This is a genomic window from Streptomyces sp. NPDC006458, assembly GCF_040612135.1.
GTDB lineage: Bacteria > Actinomycetota > Actinomycetes > Streptomycetales > Streptomycetaceae > Streptomyces.
This window is the reverse complement of sequence record NZ_JBEXPR010000015.1, coordinates 1-15,417: the sequence shown is the minus strand read 5'-3', so window position 1 is coordinate 15,417 and position 15,417 is coordinate 1. Positions and strand designations below refer to the sequence as shown.

Below are 15,417 nucleotides of genomic sequence, written 5' to 3'. Positions count from 1 at the left end.
AAGTCTCGCAGGCGGGTCCGACAACGGGTCAGGTGGTCACGGGGCGCGCCTCGCAGTGGGGCGCGTCGGGGGTTCCCCCTGTCGAGTGAAGCTGAGACTGGGGGAGCATCGGCATCTCGGTCAGGCCGGGGTGGTAGATGTGCAGGCTGACCGCGGGCTCCAGAGCGTCGTTGACGATCTCGTGGACGTAGCCCGGGGCGAACACCCGCTGGCCGCCGGCCGCCAGCGCGCGCGTGTCGCGCCCGGTGCGCTCGGTGAGGGTGCCGTCCAGGACGGTCAGCACGCCGGAGGAACGGCCGTGGTCGTGCAGTCCGCTGCCCTGGCCGGGCACCCAGGACAGCAGCCACACCTCGTAGCCGGGGCCGGTGCGCAGCCGGTGGTACCAGCGGCTGGTGGCGTCGTACTGGACGAGGTGCTCCCACTGGGAGCGGTCGGCGGCGATGGAGCGGGCGAGTCCCACGAACTCGGCGACGGTGGCCGGGTGCTCGCGCGCGGGCTGGAGCAGGTGCTGCACTTCGAGGATGTCGCCGGCGATCTGGAGGTCGCTGTCGCTGTTCATGGGTGGGGTGGTTCCTCGGAGGAAGTGGGGGATGGCTGGGTGTCGCGGCCGTCCGCCCGGATCGCGGGGGACAGGAGTGCCCGGGTCCGGGCGGCGGGAACAAGCAGCCGAGTCGCGGTGGACTCAGGGTGCGGCTGGAGCGCTCTTCGGGCTCAACAACCGCGACAACAGCAACAGCTACGGCGAACAAGGGCAGCACCGAAGGACCCGGCGGCGCGGGTCGGGGTGAGTGCCGAGTTCGCGAGCATGCCCACTAGGACAGCGGTTCACACCATCACTGTCAACTCGACGCCCGGTATGTGGGACATGTTTCACCTCATCCGGTTCATCTGTGTGGTGAAAGGTTTGTTCCACCGCCCGCCGGGACACATGGCGCACAACCGGGCGGGCGGGTCTCGTTGCGATCCCGTGATCCCGCTGTGATCCGGTTCGCTTCGGCGCGCGTGCCGGAACGAGATCGAACGTCCGGGCGTCCTCCTCCGTACAGGTCTGTGCGGGGCCGGAGGCCCACGGGGATCCCATCTGCGTGTCAAGGTTTATGGCGATTTGAACACTTTCCGCACGGCCTTGGTTCCGCAGAGTGAATAAGGGGCCCAATAGCAGATCTCGGCTTGACTCGCCCGGAGCAGCACACTTGTAATTTCACTCGTGTCGTTCAGCCGGAATCGGTAACGGCTAGATCACGGGGACGCGAAAGACAGACGAGGGGCGCACATGACCGAGCTGGTGCAGCAACTGCTGGTCGACGACGCGGACGAGGAACTCGGCTGGCAGGAGCGCGCGCTGTGCGCCCAGACCGACCCCGAGTCCTTCTTTCCCGAGAAGGGCGGCTCCACCCGTGAGGCCAAGAAGGTCTGCCTCGCCTGCGAGGTCCGCTCCGAGTGCCTCGAGTACGCCCTCGCCAACGACGAGCGCTTCGGCATCTGGGGCGGTCTGTCCGAACGCGAGCGCCGACGCCTCAAGAAGGCCGCCATCTGAACGAGCGCACGAAAAACACGGACCCAACGGCCCGTCGCAAGTGGGTTGTCCACAGGCGGCGGGCCGCTGTCATGCCCAGCCGATAGTGTGGTCGCTCGTCCGAGACGCCCCGCTGTCCCCTCGACACACGAGGAGACGCAGGCGTCCACCGCAGTCCAGCGAACCGGGGCCCGTACCTCGATGTCCGTGCACAGCCACACGGCGGCGCAAAACGGCACCGCCACACCAGAGTTCCCGCGCCATGTCGTGACCGCGGTGATCGTCTCCCACGACGGTGCCCGCTGGCTGCCCGACGCGCTCGCCGCCCTGCTCGGCCAGGAGCGCCCCGTCCAGTACGTCATGGCCGCCGACACCGGCAGCGCCGACGACTCCGCGCGGCTGGTCACCGACGCCCTCGGCCCCGACCGGGTGCTCCACCTCGCCCGCCGCACCGGCTTCGGCCAGGCCGTCGAGGAGGCCCACCGCACGGCCCCCCACCTCTCACCCGAGGACCTGCCGTATCTGAAGCGGCCCAGCGGCTGGGACCCCGTCACGCGCACCTGGCGCGACGACGCCTACGACCTGCCCGAGCTCCCGCACGGCGAACCCGTCCAGTGGCTCTGGCTGCTGCACGACGACTGCGCCCCCGAACCCGACGCGCTCGCCCACCTGCTGCGCGTCGTGGAGAACGAACTCGAACTGGGCCGCGACGACGTCGCCGTGGTCGGTCCCAAGCTCCGCGGCTGGTACGACAAGCGCCAGCTCCTGGAGGTCGGCGTCTCCATCGCCAACTCCGGCCGCCGCTGGACCGGCCTGGACCGCCGCGAACAGGACCAGGGCCAGCACGACCACGTCCGGCCCGTCCTGTCGGTGTCCACCGCCGGCATGCTGATCCGCCGCGACGTCTTCGAACAGCTAGGCGGCTTCGACCGGCGCCTGCCCCTGATGCGCGACGACGTCGACCTGTGCTGGCGCGCCCACGCCGCTGGCCACCGCGTCCTCGTCGCCCCCGACGCCGTCGTGCGGCACGCCGAGGCAGCCTCCCGTGAACGCCGCGCCGTCGACTGCGCGGGACGCACCACCGCCTCCCCGCACAAGGTCGACAAGGCCGGCGCCGTCTACACCCTGCTCGTCAACACCCGTAGCGCGACGCTGCCCTGGGTCCTGCTCCGGCTCGTCCTCGGCACCCTGCTGCGCACCCTCGCCTACCTCGTCGGCAAGGCCCCCGGACAGGCCCTCGATGAGATCCGCGGACTGCTCAGCGTGCTGCTGCGGCCCGAGCGGATCATCGCCGGGCGGCACGGCCGGGGCAGCCCGCAGATCGACAAGGGCGAGTTCAGACAGCTGTTCCCGCCGCCGGGCGCGACCGTCCGCGTCACCGTCGAACAGGTCGCGGGCAACTTCTTCGGCAACTCCGACGCCGAAGCGGCCCCCGGAGCCGGACGGCACGGCGGCGCGGTGGAGTCCGGGCCCGGCGGCGACGACGCCGACTTCCTGGAGGTCGAGCAGTTCGCCCGCCTCAAGCGCCTGGCGCGCAGACCCGCGCCGGTGCTGTTCCTGGTCCTGCTCCTCGCCTCGCTGGCCGCCTGCCGCGAACTCCTCGGCACCGGCGCCCTCGCGGGCGGCGCCCTGCTGCCCGCCCCCGCCACCGCGGGCGACCTGTGGGCGCGCTACCTCGACACCTGGCACCCGGTCGGCGCCGGCGGCACCCCCACCGCGCCGCCCTACCTCGCGATCGTGGCCCTGCTGGCCACCGTGCTGTTCGGCTCCACCGGACTCGCCGTCACCGTCCTGCTGGTCGCCTCGGTGCCCCTCGCCGGACTCAGCGCCTACTTCGCCTCCCGCCCGCTGGTGACCTCCCGGCTGCTGCGCGCCTGGGCCGCCGTCGCCTACGCCTTCCTGCCCGCCGCCACCGGCGCCCTCGCCGGAGGCCGCCTCGGCACCGCCGTCCTCGCCGTCCTGCTGCCGCTCATCGCCCGCGCGGGCATCGCGGCCGCCGGCCTCGCGAACGCCTCGGGCGCCCGCGGCAGCTGGCGCGCCACCTGGGCGTACGCGCTGCTGCTGACGATCGCCACCGCGTTCACGCCGATCGTGTGGCCCGCCGCGCTCCTCCTCGGCTTCGCCCTGCTCGCCGTGCGCCGCGGCGAGATCACCGCCCACGGCCTGCGCTTCGCCGCCCACCTCGGCACGCCCCTGCTGATCCTGGCCCCCTGGTCGCTGACGCTCCTGCCGTTCGGGTTCTTCACCGAGGCAGGCCTCGACTACGGCGCCTCGTCCGCGTCCGCGCTCGACCTGCTCGGCGCCAGCCCCGGCGGACCCGGCACCATGGACGGACTGATGCTCATCGGCATCGTCCTCGCCGCGCTCGCCGCCCTGCTGCGCGCCGAGCGCCGCCCCGCCATCCTCACCGCCTGGGCCGTCGCCCTGGTCGGCCTGCTGCTCGCCGTCCTGTCCAACCGCTCCACCTGGGCGGGCCCGGCCACCCTCGTCTACGGCCTCGCCCTCCTGGCGGCCGCCGTCCTCGGCGCCGACGGGGCACGCGCACGCGTGGCCGAGCAGAACTTCGGCTGGCGCCAGCCGGTCGCCGCGCTGATCGCCTTCGCCTCCGCCGCGGGCCCGCTCCTCGTCGCCGCCGGCTGGATGATCCGCGGCGCCGACGGCCCCCTGGACCGGTGGCCCGACGCCCTGCAGGTACCCGCGTTCGTCGCCGAGGACGGCCCCGGCTGCGCCCAGCCGCGCACCCTCGTCCTCGACAGCACGTCCGCCGCGCACGTCGACTACACCCTGGTCCGCGGCTCCGGCGCCCGCCTCGGCGACGCCGAACTCGCTGCCGCGGACGGCCGCGACGACCGCCTGGACAAGGTCGTCGCCAACCTCGTCGCCGGCTCCGGCGCCGACCAGGCCACCCAGCTCGGCGACTTCGCCGTCTGCTACGTCCTCGTCCACAAGGGCGCGCCCCGCGAGATCGCCCGCGTCCTGGACGCCACGCCCGGCCTGACCCGCCTCAGCGAGAAGGACGGCGGCGCCCTGTGGCGGGTCGAGCGCGAGGTCGCGCGGGCCACGATCGTCCAGGCCGAGGGCACCGAGACCAAGCCCGTAGAGGCCGGCCCGGTCGAGATCCACACCACCCTCCCGGCCGGGTCCGAGGGCCGCGTCCTGCGCCTGGCGGACAGCGCCGCCGACGGCTGGACCGCCACGCTCGACGGCGCCCCGCTCACCCGCACCACCGTCGACGGCTGGGCCCAGGGCTTCGAGCTCCCCGCCGCCGGCGGCCGCCTGGACGTCACCTACGACAACCCCACCGGCCACACCGCCTGGCTGTGGACGCAGGGTCTCCTCGCCCTCGTCCTGGTGGTCCTCGCCCTGCCCGGCCGCCGCCGCGACGTCGACGACGACCTGCCCGAGGAGACGCCGGTCCCGGCCCAGGCCACCGCCGGAGAGGGCCGCCGCGCCCGCCGCCTGCGCGCCCAGGCCGAGGCCGAAGAGGCCGCCACCGCGGACGAGTTCGCCGTCCCCGCGCCGGAACAGCCGCCGGCCGCCGTCCCGCAGCAGCAGTCCTACGACACCTGGAACACCGCCGACCAGTACGCCGGTCACGCCGACCAGTACCAGACAGGCACCTACGACGGCGCCTACCAGGCCGACCCTTACCAGTCCGGCCAGTACGACCCGTACGCCTACGGAGGCACCGCGCAGACCGCGCCGTACGACCAGACGTACACCCAGGGCTACGACATGGCGTACGACCCGGCGCACCAGGACCAACCGCACGCCAACGGCAGTGAGCGCCCCGACGGGAGCCAGCAGTGAACCGCACGACCCTGTCCCTGATCGCCGCCACGGCCGCGCTCGCCGCCGTCACCGGCCTGGGCGCGCTCACCGCCCCCGACGCCTCCGGCTCGGACACCACCCAGGCGGCCGAGTACCTGCCCGTGGAGCGCACCAGCCTGCTGTGCCCGGCGCCCAGTACCTCCGACCTCGCCGAGACGACGTACACGTCCTTCACGCCCGCCACCAAGGGCACCGGCAAGGACGGCAAGGCCGACCTGGTGCCCGCCACCGCGGACGCGGGCGGCAAGCGCGCGAAGAAGACCCCCAAGGCCGTCGTGAAGCCCGCAAAGCCCGGCACACCCGTCAGCGGCGACACCTCGGGCGCCCAGTCGCCCGCGCTGATCGGCACCGCCGAGGGCAACACCGCGCCCGGCTGGACCGTCCAGCAGACCACCGAGGTCAGCGCGGGCACCGGCCGCGGCCTCCAGGGCGTCAACTGCACCGCCCCCGACACCGAGTTCTGGTTCCCCGGCGCGAGCACCGGCGACGGCCGCACCGACTACGTCCACCTGACCAACCCCGACGACTCCGCGGCCGTCGTCGACATCCAGCTGTACGGCGAGGACGGCCTGCTGGAGTCCACGGTCGCCGAGGGCATCACCGTCAAGCCCAGGTCCACCGAGCCGGTCCTGCTGTCCACCCTCACCGACGGCTCACACCCCGACGTCACCGTGCACGTCGTCGTGCGCAGCGGCCGCGTCGGCGCCGCGATGCTCGCCCTGGACGACAAGCTCGGCGGCGACTGGCTCGCCGCGTCCGCCGACGCAGCCGACACCCTCGTGCTGCCCGGCATCCCCGAGGACGCCACGTCCGTGCGCCTGGTGGCCTTCACCCCGGGCGGCACCGACGCCGACCTCAAGGTCCGCCTCGCCTCCCCGACCGGCCTGATCACGCCCGCCGGGCAGGAGACGCTGCACGTGAAGTCGGGCATGACCAGCGCGGTCGACCTCGGCGACATCACGCGCGGGGAAGCCGGTTCGCTGGTGCTGAGCCCCACGGACCGCTCGGTGCCGGTCGTCGCCGCCGTACGGATCGTGCGCGGCAAGGGCGACCGGCAGGAGACGGCGTTCGTCGCGGCGGCCCGGCCGGTCGGCACGCGCGCCAGTGCCGTCGCCAACACCGCGAAGGGCACCACCCTGTCGCTCACCGCCCCCGCGGGCGAGGCCAAGGTCGAGGTGACCGCCTCGGCCGGCACCGAGGGCGGCACCGCCGTCACGGAGACGTTCCACCTCAAGCCCGGCACCACCCAGAATGTGACGCTGCCGGTGCCGAGCGGCCTGAAGGGCACCTTCGCCCTCACCGTCGAACCGGTGTCGGGCGGCCCGGTGTACGCCTCCCGCACCCTGGAGACGGACCAGGACGGTCTGTCGGCGTTCACCGTGCAGACCCTGCCGGACGACCGCGGCATGGTCGCCGTACCGGAGGCGGAGCAGGATCTGTCGGTGCTCCAGCGCTAGCCCGTCCCGGGGCCGTCGGTCCCCGGACCGGCGGAGGGCGTCAGTCCTCGCCGTAGCGCGGATCCACCGTCTCCGGTGTCAGCCCCAGCAGTTCGGCGACCTGCTCCACGACGACCTCGTGCACCAGGGCGGCGCGCTCGTCGCGCCCCTTGGTGCGGATCTCCACGGGCCGCCGGTAGACCACCACGCGCGCGGGGTGTCCCTCGCGCGCGGCGATCGTGCCGCCCAGCGGGACCGGCTCGTCGTGCCAGGAGTCGCCCGGCCCGGTGAGCCTCGGCACCTCCAGCACGAGGAAGTCGATGTCGGCGAGCTGCGGCCAGCGCCGCTCAAGGCGTTCCACGGAGTCCTGCACCAGATCCGCGAAGAGCTCGGCCCGGCTCGCGGCGAGCGGCACCTGCGGCGGCGCGATCGGGCCACGCATGCCCCTGCCGTGGCGGTCACGACGGCGGGGCCCGGGGCCGGTGGCACGGGGCGGTACGGGGGTGTCCATCACTGAGGAAGCCTAGTCCCCGCCCCTCGCGAGTGCCCCGCGCCCACGCCTTGGGCGGGGCGGCATCCGGCCACCCCCGCAGAACGTGTCGCAGGTTGACCATTCCAGCCAAGCTTGGGCTCGATTCCGTATCTCTCCGGGACCGTCGAACTCAGGCCAAATGACGCGGTTTATGCCGAGAGGTGACCGGCCGCCAGGTCCCAAGTTCCCCGGAATGGGTGTGTCCGTGCAGGTCAGCGGGGTATGACGAGGAGGGTTCGGGGGAAGTTCCGCAACACGACACGGGGGAGTGACCTGGTGGAGAGTCGTCGCGGCCCGCTCAAGAGTGCGGTACCGTCCAACGTCGTGAGCCCTGTACGTCGCTGTTCGCGCACCGCCTGCGGCCGACCCGCCGTCGCGACGCTGACGTACGTCTACGCCGACTCGACCGCGGTCCTCGGCCCGCTCGCCACCTACGCCGAACCCCACTGCTACGACCTGTGCGCCGAGCACTCCGAGCGCCTCACCGCCCCGCGCGGCTGGGAGGTCGTCCGTCTCCTCGACGGCTCCGCCCCGGCCCGCCCCAGCGGCGACGACCTGGAGGCGCTGGCCAACGCGGTGCGTGAGGCGGCCCGCCCGCAGGAGCGCGCCGCCCAGGCCGGCGGCCGCGCCGCGGACCCCATGGAGGTCGCCCGCCGCGGCCATCTGCGCGTCCTGCGCTCGCCGGACAACTGACCTCGCCCGACTGCTGACGCGGTTCCCTCGCCTGCGCGTCCGGATCCCTCCTCGGTCGCCGCACGGACCCGGCCTCGGCCGTCGCCCGCCGGTCCAATCAAGTGGAGCAACCGGCGCCCGCCTGTGCGGTACGGGTAGTTTGAGGTGACCGACAGGACTTTCAGGAGGGTTGGCCGTGGTTGCTGATCTGTCACAGATCGTGAAGGCGTACGACGTACGCGGTGTCGTCCCCGACCAGTGGGACGAGCCGCTCGCCGAACTCTTCGGTGCCGCCTTCGCCCAGGTGACCGGCGCCGACGCGATCGTGATCGGGCACGACATGCGCCCCTCGTCGCCGGGTCTGGCGGCCGCGTTCGCCCGCGGCGCGGCCGCCCTCGGTGTCGATGTGACCGAGATCGGCCTGTGCTCCACGGACCAGCTCTACTACGCGTCCGGCGCGCTGAACCTGCCCGGCGCGATGTTCACCGCCTCGCACAACCCCGCCAAGTACAACGGAATCAAGATGTGCCGTGCGGGCGCCGCCCCCATCGGTCAGGACACCGGCCTCACCGAGATCCGTGAACTCGCCGAGAGGTGGAGCGAGTCGGGCGCCCCGGCCCCGGCCGCGAAGGCGGGAACCGTCACCCGGCGCGAGACGTTGGAGGATTACGCGGTCCATCTGCGCTCGCTCGTCGACCTGACCTCCATCCGCCCCCTGAAGGTCGTCGTCGACGCGGGCAACGGCATGGGCGGCCACACCGTACCCACCGTCTTCGAGGGACTGCCGCTGGACCTGGTGCCGATGTACTTCGAGCTCGACGGCACCTTCCCCAACCACGAGGCCAACCCGCTGGACCCGGCCAACATCGTCGACCTCCAGGCGCGCGTGCGCGAGGAGGGCGCCGACCTCGGCATCGCCTTCGACGGCGACGCCGACCGCTGCTTCGTCGTCGACCAGAACGGCGACCCGGTCTCCCCGTCCGCCATCACCGCCCTGGTGGCCGCGCGCGAACTCGCCCGCAACGGCGGCGAGGGCACGGTCATCCACAACCTGATCACCTCCTGGACCGTCCCGGAGGTCGTGCGGGAGAACGGCGGCACGCCCGCCCGCACCCGCGTGGGTCACTCCTTCATCAAGGCGGAGATGGCCCGCACCGGCGCGATCTTCGGCGGAGAGCACTCCGCGCACTATTACTTCAAGGACTTCTGGAACGCCGACACGGGCATGCTGGCCGCCCTGCACGTCCTCGCCGCCCTCGGCGGCCAGGAGGGCCCCCTGTCCGGCCTCGTCGCCCAGTACGACCGCTACGCCGGCTCCGGTGAGATCAACTCCACCGTCGTCGACCAGGCCGGCCGCCTCGCCGCGATTCGCTCCGTGTTCGAGGGGCAGGAGGGGGTCACGCTCGACGAGCTCGACGGGCTCACCGTCTCCTCGGCCGACTGGTGGTTCAACGTCCGGCCGTCCAACACGGAGCCGCTGCTGCGGCTGAACGCCGAGGCGCGTGACGAGGCGACGATGGCGAAGGTCCGCGACGAGGCGTTGTCGATCATTCGGGGCTGACGGTTCGCTGCGCGGCTCGGCCTGGCTCTGCGGGATGGGGCGTGCGGGCGCGGGTGCGGGGCGAGTGCGGCTCTCGTCGTGGCTGGTCGCGCAGTTCCCCGCGCCCCTCAGGGCGTGTGTGGTTCTGGGCGTCGTGAAGGGTGCTGCCTCAGGTCCGCGCCTTCGCGGCCGTCGTACTCGCGCGCCTGAGGGCGTGTGTGGTTCGGGGCCTCGTGAAGGGTGCTGCCTCATGCCCCCGCCCCCGCGACTGTCGTACCCCCGCGCCCCATCCCTCACGGCGGTACGCTGACCAGGCACATACGCATCGCCTGCCGCACCCCCGAAGGGACGCCCCCATGCCGCTCGAAGCCGGCCTTCTGGAGATCCTCGCCTGCCCGGCCTGCCACGCGCCCCTCAAGGAGCAGGACACGGAGCTGATCTGCACCGGCCAGGACTGCGGTCTGGCGTACCCGGTCCGCGACGGCATCCCCGTGCTCCTCGTCGACGAGGCCCGACGCCCCGCGTAAGCCGCGCGTCACCCTCGTACGCCCCACTCGGCCCCCGCAAAGGCCCGCGCAAGCACCCCGCACCGACCTGGCGACCGGAGGCTTCCGCCCATGCTCGACGAATCGCTGCTCGACACCCCGGACGCTCTCGCGGAGGCCGACCAGCGCGCCCTGCTGCGCGGCGCCGCCGAAGCCGGCGCCCGGGTCCGCACCGCCGCCCGGCACACCGCCGAGGCCGGTGTGGGCGAGCTCAAACCCGACGGCCGCCCGCGCGCCGTCCTCATCGCGGGCCCGGGTCTCGCCGCCATCTGCGTCGCCGACCTGCTCGGCACGCTGGCCGGCCCCGGCAGCCCCGTCACCCGGTTGCCCCCCACCGGCGTGGCCCCCGCCGCAGGCGCCCTGCGCTGGGAACTGCCCGGCTGGGCGGGCTCGGTCGACCTGCTGCTGATCACCACCCCCGACGGCTCCGAACCCGGCCTGTCGCTGCTCGCCGAGCAGGCCTACCGGCGCGGCTGCACCGTCGTCGCCGTAGCACCGGCCGGCACCCCGCTCAGCGACGCCGTGGCGAAGTCGCACGGCCTGTTCGTGCCCCTGGCGACCGCGCCGTACGAGGCGGACGAACCGCTCGCGGCCTCCGCCCCCGGCGTCCTGTGGGCCCTGCTCACCCCGCTGCTCGCGCTGCTGGACCGCATCGGCCTGGTCACCGCCCCCGCGGAATCGCTGGAGAAGGTCGCCGACCGCCTCGACCGCATCGCCGAACGCTGCGGCCCGGCCATCGCGACGTACAGCAACCCCGCCAAGACGCTCGCCGCCGAACTCGCCGACGCGCTCCCGGTGATCTGGACCGAGGGTGACTCCGCGGGACCGGCCGGCCGCCGTTTCGCCTCCGCGCTCGCCGAGCTGGCCGGGCGCCCCGCTCTGGTCTGGGAGCTCCCCGAGGCGCTCGCCGCACACAGCGCCCTGCTCGCCGGGCCGCTCGCCGCCAGCGCCGACCCCGACGACTTCTTCCGCGACCGGGTCGAGGAGGCGCCCGCGCTGCACGCGCGCGTGGTGCTGCTGCGCGACCGCCCGATCGGCGGCCTCACCGCCGCCCCGGCCGCCCGCGAGCTGGCCCTGAGCCACGACACGCCGATCAGCGAGCTGGAGCCCGGCTCCGGCGACGAACTGGAGACCCTCGCTGAACTGATCGCCATCACGGATTTCGCCGCCGTTTACCTGGCGCTCGCCTCGGGAGCCTGATGTAGGCCAGGACGCCCTGACCGTCGTACGCGGAGGCAAACCCGCGTCGTACGCAGAGAGAGCAGCAGACAGCGATGGACCGCCTCGACAACACCGTCCGCCCCTACGCCTGGGGCTCCACAACCGCCATCCCCGAGCTCCTCGGCGTGGAGCCGACCGGTGCGCCGCAGGCGGAGATGTGGCTGGGCGCCCACCCCGGCGCGCCCTCGCGCACCGGGCGCGGCACGCTCGTCGAGGTCATCGAGGCGGACCCGGTGCGCGAGCTGGGCGAGGCGACGGTCGACAGGTTCGGCCCCCGCCTGCCGTTCCTGCTGAAGATCCTCGCCGCCGGCGCCCCGCTCTCCCTCCAGGTCCACCCGAACCTGGCGCAGGCCAAGGAGGGTTACGCCGACGAGGAGCGGCGCGGCATCCCCCTCGACGCCCCGCACCGCAACTTCAAGGACGCCAACCACAAGCCCGAACTGATCTGTGCCCTCACCGAGTTCGACGGCCTGTGCGGCTTCCGCGATCCGGTCGAGACCGCCGCCCTCCTCGACGGCCTCGGCGTCGACTCCCTCAAGCCCTACGTCGACCTGCTGCACGCCCACCCCGAGGAAGCCGCCCTCCGCGAGGTCCTCACCGCGATCCTCTCCGCCGACCCCGAGGAGATGCACCGCACGGTCGCCGAGGCCACCGCCGCGTGCACCCGCCTCGGCGGGGCGTACACCCCGTACGCCGACATCGCCCACCACTACCCGGGCGACCCCGGCGTCATCGCCGCCATGCTGCTCAACCACGTCCGCCTCCAGCCCGGCGAGGCCCTCTACCTCGGCGCGGGCATCCCGCACGCCTATCTGGACGGGCTCGGCGTCGAGATCATGGCCAACTCCGACAACGTCCTGCGGTGCGGCCTGACGCCCAAGCACGTCGACGTCCCCGAACTCCTGCGCATCGTCCGCTTCGAGGCCGCCGACGCCGGCGTCCTGCGCCCGGAGGCCGCCCCGGACGGCGAGGAGGTCTACGAGACCCCCATCGACGAGTTCCGGCTCTCGCGCTACGTCCTCCCGCCCGCCGGTGCCGCCCACGACCTCACGCGCGCCACACCGCAGATCCTGCTCTGCACGGCCGGCACCGTCCGTGTCGGCGAGCACGAACTCGGCCCCGGCGCCTCCGTCTTCGTCCCGGCGAACGAAAGGACCGATGTGTCCGGTACCGGAACCCTCTTCCGGGCCACCGTCGTCGCCTGAACTAACGTCATCCACAGCCTGGCGCACCCGTGTCGCACGGTGCTGCAACAATGACCCACCGGCAAAGGACGGGCAAAGCCGTGGGCCATGCCCCGGACTGCGTACGAAGGGACAACGCGAACACATGAGCGCGTCAGGTGGAACCAGGGCGATCGTGGCGGCACTCGCCGCCAACCTCGCGATCGCGGCATCGAAGTTCGTGGCGTTCGCCTTCAGCGGCTCGTCCTCGATGCTCGCCGAGGGCGTCCACTCGCTCGCCGACTCCGGCAACCAGGCCCTGCTCCTGGTCGGCGGCAAGCGGGCCCAGCGCGAGGCCACCCCGCAGCATCCCTTCGGCTATGGGCGTGAGCGCTACATCTACGCCTTCCTCGTCTCGATCATCCTGTTCTCCGTCGGCGGCATGTTCGCCCTCTACGAGGGCTACGAGAAGATCAAGCACCCGCACGAGATCGAGCACTGGTACTGGCCGGTCGGCGTCCTCGTCTTCGCGATCATCGCCGAGTCGTTCTCCTTCCGCACGGCCATCAAGGAGTCGAACGGCCTGCGCGGCAACCTCTCCTGGACGGAGTTCGTCCGCCGGGCCAAGGCACCCGAGCTGCCCGTCGTGCTCCTGGAGGACCTCGGCGCCCTTGTCGGCCTGGTCCTCGCCCTGGGCGGCGTCGGCCTCGCCCTCATCACCGGTGACGGCGTCTGGGACGGCATCGGCACGGTCTGCATCGGCGTCCTGCTCGTCCTGATCGCCGTCGTCCTCGCCATCGAGACCAAGTCCCTGCTGCTCGGCGAGTCCGCTGGAGTCGAGCAGGTCAAGAAGATCGAGGCCGCCGTCGTCGACGGCGACACCGTCACCGGCCTCATCCACATGCGCACCCTGCACCTCGGCCCCGAGGAGCTGCTGGTCGCCGCCAAGATCGCGGTACGGCACGACGGCACCGCCACCGAGATCGCGCGGGCCATCGACGCCGCGGAGACCCGCATCCGCGAGGCCGTCCCGATCGCCCGCGTCATCTACCTCGAACCCGACGTCTACAGCGCGGCCGAGGCCGCCAAGGGCCCCGACCGCGAGGCGACCCCGGGCGGCCCCGCCCAGGCCGCCGACCACTGACGCGGATCACTGACGCGGATCACTCACCTGCCGCGTCACGCCGTTCGTCCGCGCGGGCCCGTCGGTCTCCTCGACGGGCCCGTCGCCGTTCCCGCTCACACCCCGAGCGGCCCCACCGGCCACGGCGGCGCGGGGACCGTGCCCCGACGGCGCGCCTCCCGCGCGGCCCTGCCGCTCACCAGACCCGCGAGGGCCAGGACCAGCCCGACCAGCCCGAGCACGATCAGAGCCACGGGTGCCCTCCAGCCGTCCACCACCCGGCCCCGCACGGCCGCCACGGGCACCGTGCCGCCCTGCCCGCCCTGGTAGAACCGCGAGTCGTTGGAGTTCGACCGGCGATCGCCCAGCACGAACAGCCGCCCCTCGGGCACCTGCACCACATACGGCTCGTTCGCCCCGCCGGGCCCCCTGCCGTCCACGATCCCGTCGGCGACGTACGGCTCCTCCAGCGGCCGGCCGTCGACCAGCAGACGCTGCCCCGCCCCCGTACCCGCGCAGCACTCGACGCGGTCGCCGCCGACACCGATGACCCGCTTGACCACCAGGGCGTCGAAGCCCTGCACCTCCGGCGCCGAGAAGAGCACCACATCCCCCCGGCGGATCTCACTCCCGTCGACCGACTCGTCGACGACCACCTTCTCCCCGACGGCGTACGTCGGCGCCATGGACTCGCCGTCCACCACCACCCTCTGGCGACCCGCCCACGCCCCCACCACGCTGCCGACCACCAGCAGCAGGCCCACCACTCCCAGCACCCACCCCGTCACCGACAGCCTGCGCGCCAGCTCCATGAAACCGCCCCTCCATGCCCGCGTACGGCCGCCGACAGTAGTGCCTGGCCCGCGACGCGCCACTGGAGAACGGCCAGGGAACGGGCAGTGTTCGGCCAGTGATCGGCCGGATGTGTTCGGAGGTGGACTGGGGGCGGCCGGGTACACCGGTGTAGCTTGGGATGGAGCCAGACGTCGCTGCTGATGGCGGTCGGGCGGTCCCTGAACGGATCGTCCGAGGGAGAGAGGGCCTCCGACGGACTGCGCTGCGCACACGCGGGCATGCCTGTGTCCTCTCGGGCACCCCTGTGTCCGCCGCCGCGCAGATCAGCCCTACCCACCTCGCCCCAATCCCGAGGAGCAGCTCGCAATGACGACTGTCGACAACCGACAGGACTTCAAGGTCGCCGATCTCTCGCTGGCCGAGTTCGGCCGCAAGGAGATCACCCTCGCCGAGCACGAGATGCCCGGCCTGATGGCGATCCGCCAGGAGTACGCCGAGACGCAGCCCCTCCAGGGCGCCCGCGTGACCGGCTCGCTGCACATGACCGTGCAGACCGCCGTCCTGATCGAGACCCTGGTCGCCCTGGGCGCCGAGGTCCGCTGGGCCTCCTGCAACATCTTCTCCACCCAGGACCACGCGGCCGCCGCCATCGCCGTAGGCCCGAACGGCACCCCGGACAACCCCCAGGGCATCCCGGTCTTCGCCTGGAAGGGCGAGACGCTGGAGGAGTACTGGTGGTGCACGGAGCAGGCGCTGACCTGGCCGAACACCCCCACCGGCGGCCCGAACATGATCCTGGACGACGGTGGCGACGCCACCCTCCTCGTCCACAAGGGCGTCGAGTACGAGAAGGACGGCCAGGTCCCCTCGCCCGACACAGCCGAGTCCGACGAGCACCGCGTCATCCTGGAGCTCCTCAACCGCACGGTCGCCGAGACCCCGCAGAAGTGGACCCAGCTGGCGTCGGAGATCCGTGGTGTGACGGAGGAGACCACGACGGGTGTGCACCGTCTGTACGAGATGCAGCGGGACGGGGTTCTGCT

At 72.8% G+C, this 15,417-nt stretch carries 13 protein-coding genes; 10 read left to right on the top strand and 3 right to left on the bottom strand.

Going from position 1 to position 15,417, the window contains the following annotated elements:
* Positions 1 to 28: 28 nt before the first annotated feature.
* Positions 29 to 559: a cysteine dioxygenase family protein gene (locus ABZZ79_RS20945; protein ID WP_356690841.1), complete on the bottom strand. Its 531-nt coding sequence runs from the start codon at positions 557 to 559 to the stop codon at positions 29 to 31.
* 714 nt (positions 560 to 1,273) lie between these two features.
* Here ABZZ79_RS20945 and ABZZ79_RS20940 point away from each other — a divergent pair.
* The 3 genes from ABZZ79_RS20940 to ABZZ79_RS20930 all read left to right on the top strand — a co-directional run bounded on the left by ABZZ79_RS20940 (position 1,274) and on the right by ABZZ79_RS20930 (position 6,804).
* Positions 1,274 to 1,537, top strand: coding sequence for a WhiB family transcriptional regulator (locus ABZZ79_RS20940; RefSeq protein WP_010986447.1), 264 nt, complete (start codon positions 1,274 to 1,276; stop codon positions 1,535 to 1,537).
* Between the two features lie 180 nt (positions 1,538 to 1,717).
* Complete coding sequence (locus ABZZ79_RS20935; RefSeq protein WP_356690839.1) at positions 1,718 to 5,326, top strand: glycosyltransferase family 2 protein; 3,609 nt, start codon at positions 1,718 to 1,720, stop codon at positions 5,324 to 5,326.
* Positions 5,323 to 6,804: a DUF5719 family protein gene (locus ABZZ79_RS20930; protein WP_356690837.1), complete on the top strand. Its 1,482-nt coding sequence runs from the start codon at positions 5,323 to 5,325 to the stop codon at positions 6,802 to 6,804. The genes ABZZ79_RS20935 and ABZZ79_RS20930 overlap by 4 nt, the downstream gene beginning before the upstream one ends.
* Positions 6,805 to 6,844: 40 nt before the next feature.
* Here ABZZ79_RS20930 and ABZZ79_RS20925 read toward each other — a convergent pair whose 3' ends face one another.
* Positions 6,845 to 7,294, bottom strand: a complete 450-nt coding sequence (locus ABZZ79_RS20925) for a metallopeptidase family protein (protein WP_356691156.1) — start codon at positions 7,292 to 7,294, stop codon at positions 6,845 to 6,847.
* Positions 7,295 to 7,591: 297 nt separating this feature from the next.
* Here ABZZ79_RS20925 and ABZZ79_RS20920 point away from each other — a divergent pair, with 297 nt between their 5' ends.
* From ABZZ79_RS20920 to ABZZ79_RS20895, 6 genes are all read left to right on the top strand, one after another.
* On the top strand, positions 7,592 to 8,008 hold the full coding sequence (locus tag ABZZ79_RS20920) for a DUF3499 domain-containing protein (RefSeq protein WP_356690835.1): 417 nt from the start codon (positions 7,592 to 7,594) through the stop codon (positions 8,006 to 8,008).
* A gap of 175 nt (positions 8,009 to 8,183) precedes the next feature.
* Positions 8,184 to 9,548: a phosphomannomutase/phosphoglucomutase gene (locus ABZZ79_RS20915; RefSeq protein WP_356690833.1), complete on the top strand. Its 1,365-nt coding sequence runs from the start codon at positions 8,184 to 8,186 to the stop codon at positions 9,546 to 9,548.
* A gap of 335 nt (positions 9,549 to 9,883) precedes the next feature.
* A complete protein-coding gene (locus tag ABZZ79_RS20910) occupies positions 9,884 to 10,054 on the top strand; it encodes a Trm112 family protein (RefSeq protein ID WP_007382472.1) in 171 nt (56 codons plus the stop codon).
* Between the two features lie 90 nt (positions 10,055 to 10,144).
* Positions 10,145 to 11,272 carry an SIS domain-containing protein gene (locus tag ABZZ79_RS20905; RefSeq protein WP_356690830.1) on the top strand — a complete coding sequence of 376 codons (1,128 nt, stop codon included), beginning with the start codon at positions 10,145 to 10,147 and terminating at the stop codon, positions 11,270 to 11,272.
* Between the two features lie 74 nt (positions 11,273 to 11,346).
* Positions 11,347 to 12,498, top strand: coding sequence for a mannose-6-phosphate isomerase, class I (gene manA, locus ABZZ79_RS20900; protein WP_356690828.1), 1,152 nt, complete (start codon positions 11,347 to 11,349; stop codon positions 12,496 to 12,498).
* Positions 12,499 to 12,622: 124 nt separating this feature from the next.
* Complete coding sequence (locus ABZZ79_RS20895) at positions 12,623 to 13,600, top strand: cation diffusion facilitator family transporter (protein WP_356690826.1); 978 nt, start codon at positions 12,623 to 12,625, stop codon at positions 13,598 to 13,600.
* Positions 13,601 to 13,695: 95 nt separating this feature from the next.
* On the opposite strand, the gene lepB is transcribed toward ABZZ79_RS20895, so the two are convergent.
* Positions 13,696 to 14,391: a signal peptidase I gene (lepB, locus tag ABZZ79_RS20890; RefSeq protein WP_356690824.1), complete on the bottom strand. Its 696-nt coding sequence runs from the start codon at positions 14,389 to 14,391 to the stop codon at positions 13,696 to 13,698.
* 349 nt (positions 14,392 to 14,740) lie between these two features.
* Here lepB and ABZZ79_RS20885 point away from each other — a divergent pair.
* On the top strand, positions 14,741 to 15,417 hold a 677-nt coding region (locus tag ABZZ79_RS20885), incomplete at its 3' end, for an adenosylhomocysteinase (RefSeq protein WP_356690822.1).